At 36.7% G+C, this 10,693-nt stretch carries 10 protein-coding genes; 3 read left to right on the top strand and 7 right to left on the bottom strand.

What is annotated here, in order from left to right:
* Positions 1-170: 170 nt before the first annotated feature.
* The 3 genes from V7150_RS16040 to V7150_RS16050 form a co-directional block, all read right to left on the bottom strand.
* A complete protein-coding gene (locus V7150_RS16040) occupies positions 171-455 on the bottom strand; it encodes a VanW family protein (protein WP_335520280.1) in 285 nt (94 codons plus the stop codon).
* Positions 456-463: 8 nt separating this feature from the next.
* The gene (locus tag V7150_RS16045) at positions 464-1,165 is read right to left on the bottom strand and encodes a hypothetical protein (protein WP_335520283.1); all 702 of its coding nucleotides are present in this window, start codon (positions 1,163-1,165) and stop codon (positions 464-466) included.
* A gap of 222 nt (positions 1,166-1,387) precedes the next feature.
* Entirely contained in the window at positions 1,388-2,206 is an 819-nt protein-coding gene (locus V7150_RS16050) for a formate/nitrite transporter family protein (protein WP_335520286.1), read from the bottom strand.
* Between the two features lie 384 nt (positions 2,207-2,590).
* Here V7150_RS16050 and V7150_RS16055 point away from each other — a divergent pair, with 384 nt between their 5' ends.
* Positions 2,591-3,016, top strand: coding sequence for a hypothetical protein (locus V7150_RS16055; protein WP_335520288.1), 426 nt, complete (start codon positions 2,591-2,593; stop codon positions 3,014-3,016).
* 150 nt (positions 3,017-3,166) lie between these two features.
* On the opposite strand, the gene V7150_RS16060 is transcribed toward V7150_RS16055, so the two are convergent.
* From V7150_RS16060 to V7150_RS16070, 3 genes are all read right to left on the bottom strand, one after another.
* On the bottom strand, positions 3,167-4,012 hold the full coding sequence (locus V7150_RS16060) for a hydrogenase small subunit (protein ID WP_335520291.1): 846 nt from the start codon (positions 4,010-4,012) through the stop codon (positions 3,167-3,169).
* Between the two features lie 297 nt (positions 4,013-4,309).
* Positions 4,310-5,299, bottom strand: a complete 990-nt coding sequence (locus V7150_RS16065; RefSeq protein WP_335520350.1) for a proline dehydrogenase family protein — start codon at positions 5,297-5,299, stop codon at positions 4,310-4,312.
* Positions 5,300-5,592: 293 nt separating this feature from the next.
* Positions 5,593-7,134 (bottom strand): DHA2 family efflux MFS transporter permease subunit, encoded by a 1,542-nt coding sequence (locus tag V7150_RS16070; protein WP_335520292.1) that lies wholly within the window; start codon positions 7,132-7,134, stop codon positions 5,593-5,595.
* A gap of 187 nt (positions 7,135-7,321) precedes the next feature.
* On the opposite strand from V7150_RS16070, the gene V7150_RS16075 reads away from it, so the two are divergent.
* Positions 7,322-8,224: a TetR/AcrR family transcriptional regulator gene (locus tag V7150_RS16075; RefSeq protein ID WP_335520294.1), complete on the top strand. Its 903-nt coding sequence runs from the start codon at positions 7,322-7,324 to the stop codon at positions 8,222-8,224.
* A 52-nt stretch (positions 8,225-8,276) separates the two neighbouring features.
* On the opposite strand, the gene ftsZ is transcribed toward V7150_RS16075, so the two are convergent.
* Positions 8,277-9,440, bottom strand: coding sequence for a cell division protein FtsZ (ftsZ, locus tag V7150_RS16080; protein ID WP_335520297.1), 1,164 nt, complete (start codon positions 9,438-9,440; stop codon positions 8,277-8,279).
* A gap of 754 nt (positions 9,441-10,194) precedes the next feature.
* Here ftsZ and V7150_RS16085 point away from each other — a divergent pair.
* Positions 10,195-10,693 (top strand): hypothetical protein (locus tag V7150_RS16085; RefSeq protein WP_335520300.1); only part of this gene is annotated, 499 nt, incomplete at its 3' end.

A 10,693-nucleotide genomic window follows, 5' to 3' on the forward strand; every position in this document is an offset into this window, starting at 1 on the left:
GTTTCAGTTCATCCTTTTTCGTATTTTCAAAAAAGATCCCAAGCTATTTATTTTTGCCATTTAAAAGGAATATACATATTTTTCAAAACAGCAAGAACCCACCTGAAGATTCAACTGGTTTGTTGAATACTTCTGGTAGGCATCTTAAAAATATTAGCAAGGTTGATTTCCTAATTCCCTTTTGCGATCAGGCTTTGATATGCTGCAGATGTTCTCACTTCAACTGTTAATTTTCCTTTGCCGTATATCGTTTTAATGATAAACGGTACACCGGTAGTATTTTGAAAGCGAAAGTCAGGACCACCGAATGAAACGGTCGCATCCCGCCCTACCGGAACATATCCGACAGACAAGGAATGGTGATGCTTTTCGACATAACTTACACCTACTTGATCAACCGCATTAAACAACGTGGAAGATGTCTGACATATACCACCGCCTATTCCATCGACCAATTGCTTATTTACGATCTCCTTTGCTGGCTGATACCCATGTTCAGCGGGCCAACAGTCGTATTAAAAGAAAAAATATCCTCAGTTCCAACTATGATATTATCAATGGCTAGTGCCGATAGCTCAATATTTTTCGCCCGACCCGCCACGCTGCTATTAAAGTAAGTCGAAAAGGAAGCAAGGACTACTTCATTTAAATAGGCAACATCTTCAGGCTTATAGCCGCTTTCAGTCATAGATAGCGGGAGCTCTACATCACCGCCTTTGATGGAGGCCATCATAACTCTTTCCACTAATTCTTTTTCATCTAAAATAATCTGCGGCTTTCCTTTAATGATTTGACCATTTGCATCAATCTTATCAAGAACCATTCGTTGATCATATCCGATCAGAGTTTCTGTTCCTCTTGCTAAATCCTTCGCCCACTTTTCCATTTCCTTTTTATATGCTTCTGGATCAGTCTTAAATCCCAAATCTAACGGTAAAAAGGTTTTTAAAATGGTTTTCGTATTTGGGTCGATGACATTTACTACAATTGGCTTTTGTTCTTCTACCTTTTGAGGTTCTTCTCGCGGCTTTTGATTCGGCTTCTTTTGTGGGCTGGAAACCTTTCCTTCTTGAGAGGTTTCCTTTGCCGGTTTTTCTGTACAGCCCGTCAGTCCTATTAAACTACCTGCTAATAATATTGAAATTGCCAATGTCCGATTAGCCATTTCCCTCAACTTCTCCTCTTTCCTTTTTTCTTTGATGTTAGACGAAAAAAACGTGGTTACTTGTGTGGAATTATTCCCATTCACCCATTTTATTCCTTTCAGCATGTCAATATTACCGAGCGATTACCATAATTAATGAAAAGTATCGGAGCTAAGAGTAAAAAAAAGCAGCAGAGGAACATACGTTCCACTACTGCTGACATTTCATTACTAAAAATAATTTTATCCCGCTTTTTCTATTGATTTGATAACCTTTGAATCAGAATATGTCGGTTCATTTTTCCTATACGCGTACCAATAAGCCATCGCAATAAATATGGTTCCGCCAACGGCATTTCCTAGAAAGACCGGGATAAAATTATGCAAATATTCAATCCAAGTAAAATGGCCTGCAAAGATTGCTGCCGGAATGACAAACATATTCGCGACTACGTGTTGAAATCCGATCGCAACGAATGTCATTGTTGGAAACCAAATACCGGCAATTTTTCCGCCCATATCATTCGCACCGTAAGAAAGCCATACGGCTGCAGCAACCAGCCAATTACAGCCAATCCCAGAAATAAAGGCTTGCAAAAAGGATGCATCAAGTTTGTGCTCTGCAACACTAATTGTCTTTGCAAGGTATGGTCCCGTTTCCGTAAGTCCAACAAGATGACCGAAAAAGTAGGCAACAAAAATTGCACCGACAAAGTTACTGACCGTAACGAGAAACCAATTATACAGTACGCTATAGGTGCTGACCTTTTTCGCCATCCTTGCAAGCGGCACAGCCATCATATTACCTGTTAAAAGTTCGCCACCCGCAAGTAAGGTAAGAATAAGTCCGATTGGAAAAACAGATGCGCCGATCAAACTGCTTAACCCCTCTAAACTAGGTGATAGCGTTGCCGTTACACGAATGAATAACAAATATCCTAGTGCAATAAATGCACCTGCCTCAAAACCTAAAATCATCGTTTGGACAGGAGAATATTTTGTTTTCTTTTTTCCATTTTCTATTGTAATTTCTAATATTTTTTCCGGTTTACTGAATCCCATAAGATGTTCTCCTTTTTACAAAACTTTTCTCTTTTTACGTTTGTGAAGTTTTTAACATAGTCTATTTTATAACAATTCCTCTCACATTCAAGTGAACATTTTATAACTTTTTCATGATTATATAGAATGGTAACAATTACCGTTAAAACTCCTTTTGGCTGTTTTCACGAAGAATTTTCGACAAAAATCTACATAACCAGAGAAACTTCCAAGGTTCCAGTAACAAAGTATGTTATAATATATAGGTGTTATACTGATTAAAGTAAAAATCATATAAATCATTATTATCAGTACAAATTGTTCAATTTCTTTTTCATTACCAATTCAATGTAACTGTCCATAGACTAGGTTTGCGATAAATTAATTGTAGAAAAGGTGTTATGTATGGAAAATTCAATTGAAACAGTTTATTTCTTAGAGAATCCAGAGAAAAAGATCATTAAATTTGCAACTGGCACACAGCTGCGCTATGAGGATGTCATTAAAGAAGTTTTTGGCGTGGCATGTATCCATGATTTACACATGATGATTCAGTTTAACAAGAGTTTTCAAACGAGCATTTGCAAGAGTTATGGAATCAGTGAAAACAAGATCACCCTAGATAAAATAATTCGCGTAGCCTCTAAAGCAGACATGCTTCAATTAAAAAAACAATTGATCGAGCAGCAAAAAAATGACATGAATGCTTTAAAACTCGAAGAGGAATTCCCTCTCCAACGCCCTTTTGATTCCATAATTAAACTCCAAGAAGGCATATATCAATGGGATGACACCAATTTCTCCTACAACGCTGTTACTAATGGTGCCTGACACCCTTTCTATTATTACGACAGTTAAAATATTTAGGATAATAGGAAAGGTGCAGTTGGGCGAAGCCAAAACGGATTCGCCCTTTTATTATTTTTGTTTGGCACAACAACCACTGATATAAGCTTAAAAGTTGTGTTCTTCTATGTGAGTTTACTTTTTTCTTTTACTACAAAATCCGCCTTTGTCCCAAAATCCCTTTTCAGAGCAGCCAATACAAGAAAATCCTGCAGAAATGCAGCGGTCGTAACCAAGCGATTCACAAGCATTAAATGCCGTTGGCCCCTTACAGCCTATTTTAAATAAACAATACCCCTTTCTTGCTCCCTCATCATCATAAGACTGGGCAAATAATTTTTGATCAAAAAAGGGTTTACGGTGGCATGTCATATGAACGGTTGTCTGATAGAAAACTTTTGGCCGGAGCTTTTTATCGAGGTCTGGAAGTTCCCCATGAAAATGCACATGCAGCAGTGTTCCAATAATGACCTCTGGAATTGGCGGGCAGCCGGGGACAAGTGCGACTGGCACATCCTCCGGAATGATTGCCCTGATATCAACGGCATTCGTTGGATTTAGACCTGCAGCCGGAATTCCTCCCCATGCTGAGCAGCTTCCAAAAGCAATAACTGCCTTTGCATGTTTTGCTGCATGGATAATCTCTTCTCTTACTGATTTTCCAGCTATCATAAGAAATTCATCACTGCCGGGGATACTGCCTTCAACCGCAAGGACATATTCACCTTTATTTTTTTCAAAAATAGATTCTTTATGTTCTTCTATTTGTTCGCCACTTGCTGCAGAAAGAAGTTCACTGTATTCCAATGAAATGAAATTCAAGATCGTGTCCAATGTACTTGGTTCAAAGGACCGAATAAAAGCCTCCTTACAACCAGTACAATCTAAAGCACTAATCCAAATGACAGGAAGTCGGTTATCCGTTTTTATTAACATCTCTTCTGTAACGTTAATTGCCTCTAACCAATTATACTGTGCCATATTATCCTTCTCCTTTAACCCTAATTTTCGTATCATATTGTTCAATATTTCACAAAATAACATTTAATTCAATACATGGTTATGTACCTATAATTCAAGTGTATTGCTTAATGAAAGCAATTGTCTATTTGATTTGAAAACGTTTAAAAAATGTTCTTTAAAACATAAACAATTTGTAAATACAGAAAATAAAGAATAAGGAACAATTTTTAGTAAAAATTCTCCAACTCATTGCCTAGGTTATAAAAAAAACTACCCATTTGCGGGTAGTCTTTTTACAGCAGCACAACATTTAAATTATTTTCGTTTTTTCTTTTTATCCTTAGACGTTGTCAATCTTCCTAATAAAAATGCCCCTGCAGCTACACCAATGATAGTGTTGGTTTTTTTGTTAAAAACTTGCTTGGCTACAAGATTTACATTTTGCGGTCTTTCTGCCAAGCGTCTCATGAAATATCCGTACCAGTCATTTCCAAAAGGAACATACGTACAGAAGTTATATCCTTCACTTGCTAGTTTTAGCTGCAGCTCTTTTCTAAAACCATAAAGCATTTGGAATTCGTATTTATCTTTAGAAATATTGTTCCGTTTAACAAAATCCTTCACATGATTAATAATTCTATGGTCATGTGTTGCAATAGATGTAAATTTTCCGTTTAACAGATGCCATTCAATCAGCGTAATAAAATTAGCATCGATATCTTTCTTGTCTTGATAAGCAATATTCTCTGACTCTTTATATGCTCCTTTGACTAAACGGATCCGATAATTTTTATATTTTTCAACATATTCTAGTGCTTTATGGAAATATGCCTGAATAACGGTCCCGACATTATCGTAATCAAACGATAGGTCGTCCAATAAATTAAAGGTAAGCTCTAAATGCTTGAAGTCTTCCATATCAATATTGACAAACATATCATATTGGCTTGCTTTATCAACGATCTCTCGTACATTGTTCAAACAAAAAGTATAATCAATATCCAATCCCACTTGAGTTGGTTTTAATGAAATATGGGCATCCACTTTATTTTCATGAATTGACTCAATGACCTGCAGAATCTGTTCTTTCGCCGCAGTTGCCTCTTCTTCTTTAAAAACGAATTCACCTAAGTTATCGACAGTACAAGAAATCCCGTGGGCGTTAAGTTCTTTAATACTTTTGATTACTTCTGGAATATTGGTCCCAGCAACGACGCTTTGCGCCCCCATTTTTAAACCATATTTTTTAGCTGTACTATTAAGAAATTGGTTTTGGGATAAGCCCATAAATAGATCCTTCAACATAAGCGATTTACTCCTTGCTGTTGTTTTTATAACCATTATAGCATACGCTTTCAATAATATTTATTTTGAGAATTTTCGGAAATAAAGTGCCTGACACCCTAGAAAAATTACTGTTCTTGTTGGTAATTAAGCCGTCAATTTCAACTCCTATATTATTTTCATTTTAATAAAAACGAGCCCACTTCCTTAAAAAGGAATGGACTCATTAGCATAATGTAAATATTAGAAATGGTGTCAGGCACCAGAGGAAGGACAAAGGTGGTACTAAATGAATCTCATTAATGAGATAACCCTTAGTTCTCAGCCAATTTTTTAGCGATTTTTTTATCGCCAGCTTTGGAAGTACTTCCTCCTTTTAGTTCATCCCCAGCTTGTTTAACGCGTTTGATAAAGAACGCAAGTACTAAAGCTACGGCCGCAATAAAGGTAGCAATTAGGAAAGAGTAATTAATTCCATTTAATGTTGCTTGCATCATAGCATGCTGCTTCATTTCCGCAAGTGCTGCTGGAGTCGGCTTTCCTGTCAAATGTTTCATAGCTTCTTGACCTAGCTCTATCGCCTGCGATTTTGCACGATTTGACATGATGGTTACCATTAATGCAGTACCAATAGCGCCGGCTACCTGGTTTAATGTATTGTTCATAGCCGTACCATGCGGGTAGAATCGTTTTGGCAACTGATTTAGACCATTTGTTGAAACGGGCATCATAACCATTGACATTCCCAATGAACGGATTGAGTATAAAATGATTAGTTGCATATACGTAGTTTGAAGTGTTAATTTACTAAAGCCATATGTCGTCACCACGATAATAGCTAAACCAATGACAGCAAGAATCCGACCGCCAATTTTATCAAATAACCTCCCTGTAATTGGTGACATTAACGCCATTAAAATCGCCCCAGGCATCAGCAATAGCCCAGCGTCCATTGGCGATATGCCGCGAAGGTTTTGAACATAAATGGGAAGTAGGAGCATCCCACTAAACAATGCCATATTTACAACCATGGAGATGACAGATGATAAGGCAAACATTGGGTATTTATAGATCCTGAAATTTAATAACGGCTCTTCTAGCTTTAACTGACGCAAAATAAACATTATTAAAGAAATAGCACCAACAATAATTGTTCCGTATACTTGGGGGCTGTCCCAACCCTTACTACCTGCAGAACTAAAACCATATAAAATACCGCCAAAACCGATACTTGATAAGAGAAGCGATAAGAAATCAAGGCTTAGATCAACTTTTTCTTTTTTGTCTTTTAATAAGAAAATACCAAGTAATAAGACGACAATGGCAATTGGTGTTATAAAGTGGAAAAGCATTCTCCAGTCATAATGTTCAATAATCCAGCCGGATAATGTTGGACCAATTGCTGGAGCAAACATTAAAATTAGGCCAAAAACCCCCATTGCTGTTCCTCTTTTTTCTATCGGAAAGCTAACTAACATGACATTCATTAATAACGGCATTAAAATTGCTGAGCCGGCAGCTTGCAGCATCCGCCCTGCTAATAGAAAAGGAAAGACATGGGCAAATCCTGCTAGAATTGTCCCTGCTGAAAATAAAACCATAGCGGCTATGAAAATATGCCGAACAGAAAATTTTTGAATTAAGAACGCGCTTATAGGGATCAAAACCCCATTTACTAACATAAAACCTGTGGTCAACCACTGAACGGTGGATGCTTCAACATTCAAGTCCTTCATAATTGAAGGCAGCGCAATGTTTAATAACGTATTATTTAAAAATGAAATAAAAGCTCCGACCATCAATACCGCAATAATCCCGTACGGCGGACGATCGTGCTTTTTTATGGTTTGATCCATTATTATTCCCCCTTTAACGTATGGCCCAAACTTAACCTCTAAATTCGAATAAATTATATCTTATACCATCGGTTCAAATTTTGCAACGAAAAAATATCCTGTTATTTAATAGGTTTGTATCCTGTACAAAAATAAGGTACTATTATTTTTGTACAGTCAGTCTAAACCATAGATTAAGGGTGATCATATGAATGACAGGAAAGAGCATGTAATTGATGTGGCCCGTCAATTATTTATTGACAAAGGATTTCAAGCCACGTCTAAACAGGATATATTAAATTACAGCGGAATCTCTAAAGGAACATTTTATAACTATTTTTCATCTAAAAACGAATTATTAATCGCTCTATTTAAAACGATCCATAAGGAACTAGATTATGAACGAAATGAATTACTCATTGGGGAAGATCCTGCCAACATTGATATCTTCATCAAACAAGTGGAAATGCAATTGAAAAATAATAAGTCAAATAAATTATTATTTCTTTATGAAGAGGCACTCGTTTCAAATGATAAAGAGCTAAAACAATTTTTTAGAGAAGGACAATTAAGGAATATCCAATGGGTATACAAACGATTCCTTGATATCTTCGGCGATAGTAAAAAGCCCTATTTGCTAGATTGCGCCATCATATTTTTAGGAATATTACACCACAACCTTAAATTTTCGGGAATGACAAATAATTCAACTACAAGAAGTCTTGAAAAAACAGTTCGATATAGTATGGACCGTACAGTGAAGATCGTGGATGATGTGTCAGAAGCAGGTGAACAATTAGTTCACCCAGAGGTTTTAGAGCAGTGGCTGCCTCATTGTCAAAATAGCAACCAATTTTTTCAACAGGAACTTTACCATACAATACTTTTGTTAAAAAAGGCTATCAGCCAAAACACTGAACAGAACAAATACATGGAGTTACTTGACTTTATTCATGATGAATTATTAAACAACAAGAAGCCGCGAAAATTTATTGTCGAAAGTGCCCTTTCATCAATAAAAGAGAACATAAACATCTATGAAAAAAAGGATTTTCAAAAACTAAATCAACTGGTTGTGTCGTTCTTTGAGCAACAAGAAGACAAAAGCTAACCCCAAATCCTATCGTGATTTGGGGTTTTTATTATTTCATTTTTACAAAATCCTATCTAGACCTTTTATTTCGGTTACGTAAAAATGCCGGGATATTTTGCAAATCATCTTCCTGCTCTGATTGCAAACGATGATCCATTTGCTGTTTTTCAGGCTGCTGCCATTGTGCTTCATAGTCTTGAACATATTCTTCCTTAGTGATTTGTTCACGTCTAGAACGGGTTTTTACTTCATGAGAAGACATGTTTCCGGATGGCCTGTCTTGCTCCACAAACCCGGTCGCAATCACAGTAATCATTATTTCATCCTTTAAATTCTCGTTAATGATAGAACCAAAAATCATGTTTAATTCCTTGTCTGCTGCGGTTGCAACAATATCTGCTGCCTCTTGTACTTCATACAGACTTAAATTAGTGCCTCCTGTAATATTCATGAGTACACCTTGAGCCCCATTGATGGAAGTTTCAAGCAGAGGACTAGAAATTGCTTTTTTTGCTGCCTCAACAGCACGGTCTGGGCCTTTTGCAATCCCAATTCCCATTAGGGCTGTTCCTTGATTGGACATGATTGCTTTCACATCAGCAAAATCAAGGTTGATTAAACCTGGGACAGCAATTAAATCGGAAATCCCTTGAACACCCTGACGGAGGACATTATCCGCTTCGCGAAATGCTTCAACCATCGGTGTTCTTTTATCAACAATCTGTAATAAGCGGTCATTTGGAACAATGATTAATGTATCCACGGCTTCCCTCATTAACTCTATACCACTAGCTGCATTACCTGCACGCTTTTTTCCCTCAAATCCGAAAGGACGTGTGACCACACCAATCGTAAGTGCGCCAATCTCACGAGAAATTTTCGCAATCGCCGGCGCAGCCCCTGTTCCTGTACCTCCGCCCATTCCGGCAGTTACGAACACCATATCCGCGTCTTTTAAAACCTCTTGAAGCTGCTTTTTACTCTCTTCAACAGCCTTTCTCCCTACTTCAGGATTAGCACCTGCTCCTAATCCTCTTGTCAAGGATGCACCAATTTGCATCTTTATCTCCGCTTTTGATAGATTAAGAGCCTGTGCATCTGTATTTACAGCAATAAACTCAACGCCTTGAATTCCATCCTCGATCATCCGGTTAACAGCATTGTTCCCCCCGCCGCCAACGCCAATTACTTTAATTCTAGCAATTTGATCTATATTCATGTCAAAATCCCACATAGACAATTCCTCCTAGACTGAACGCAACATTACTCCATTATTCAGAAAATTAACTTTAGCTCACATTATGACATTTATCCTAAAAAACTAATTCCTCTTAATATTTTAGCAAAATTATAGGTGAGTTACTATAGTGCCACGTATTCAATTTGCACATAATAATTGCCTTCGTTATTTGTCTGTATGGAAATGTTTTTCCTCTCCTAAACAAATAAAAAAGCTCCTAATTTTCCTTTGAAAGCGTTCCGATGGAAAATCATAGTCATCAACTCGGGTTGCTGAATCATTTCGTCAGCTGTAATTTTTTTACTTTCAACCACATTTATAAATGTATAAAAATGCGTAAATTTAATCTTAATACAGGATTTTACATATACTGGAATGGAAGCGGACTATTAATTGGAATGATTCGATTTAAAAGCTATGGCTTGCTTGAAGTGAATGCATGCTATATAGATGATAGCAAAAATAAAGCAAATTGCTAGAAAAATGATAAGTCCACCTATCTTCTCTTTTCTCCATAAATTCTCCTTCTTAGATCCATTCAACAAATTGTCGTAATAACTGGCGAGGGTGGCACCCCCACAAATCATCCACTTAAGAATCACAACTGAAAATGGCCGGGCTTGAAATTAAACACTTACTTTCAGCCGTTGTCAGGAAAACGTCCTAAAGGCTTGATTAACACAACGGTTTTAAACTAAAATTAACTAGAAAGATTCAGCTTGAATGTATTTATAGAAGGAGCAAATATATGAATTCACCGAAAAGTATTGTCGAAAAACTGAATTTGAATAAATATCCTACCAAGCTAATTCTCCAAGTACCTGAAAACATGAATGACTTTAGTGAACTAGAATATGATTCATCCAGTAAACAAGCCAAATACGATCTTATCTTTATTTTTATATTTAGCTTAGAGGAATTCACTAAGCAGCTACAATTCGTGATCGAAAAACAATTATTGGAAGACAACGGATACTTATACTTCGCCTATCCGAAAAAGAATAATAAGGTGTATAAAGAATACATAGATCGTGACAGTTTTATGGATGCATTACCAGTTGATGAGGAAGGGTATGTTCTTGAAAGTAATGTGAAATTTTCCAGAATGGTTAGTTTAAATGATGTTTTTACTGTAGTGGGGCTGAAATCAGTTCCTAGAAAGACAAAAAAAGCTGCCAGCAGTAAAAATAGCCAATGTGTAGTTGATTACATTATCCACGTGGATGATATAAAGAATTATTTAAATA

It is taken from the genome of Neobacillus drentensis, assembly GCF_036965245.1.
GTDB classification, from domain to species: Bacteria; Bacillota; Bacilli; order Bacillales; family Cytobacillaceae; genus Neobacillus; species Neobacillus drentensis_G.

Coding starts and splice junctions, on each gene's coding strand:
- V7150_RS16075 (WP_335520294.1), top strand. CDS start 7,322: ATGAATGACAGGAAAGAGCATGTAATTGATGTGGCCCGTCAATTATTT.
- V7150_RS16060 (WP_335520291.1), bottom strand. CDS start 4,012: ATGGCACAGTATAATTGGTTAGAGGCAATTAACGTTACAGAAGAGATG.
- V7150_RS16065 (WP_335520350.1), bottom strand. CDS start 5,299: ATGTTGAAGGATCTATTTATGGGCTTATCCCAAAACCAATTTCTTAAT.
- ftsZ (WP_335520297.1), bottom strand. CDS start 9,440: ATGTGGGATTTTGACATGAATATAGATCAAATTGCTAGAATTAAAGTA.
- V7150_RS16070 (WP_335520292.1), bottom strand. CDS start 7,134: ATGGATCAAACCATAAAAAAGCACGATCGTCCGCCGTACGGGATTATT.
- V7150_RS16055 (WP_335520288.1), top strand. CDS start 2,591: ATGGAAAATTCAATTGAAACAGTTTATTTCTTAGAGAATCCAGAGAAA.
- V7150_RS16050 (WP_335520286.1), bottom strand. CDS start 2,206: ATGGGATTCAGTAAACCGGAAAAAATATTAGAAATTACAATAGAAAAT.
- V7150_RS16045 (WP_335520283.1), bottom strand. CDS start 1,165: ATGGCTAATCGGACATTGGCAATTTCAATATTATTAGCAGGTAGTTTA.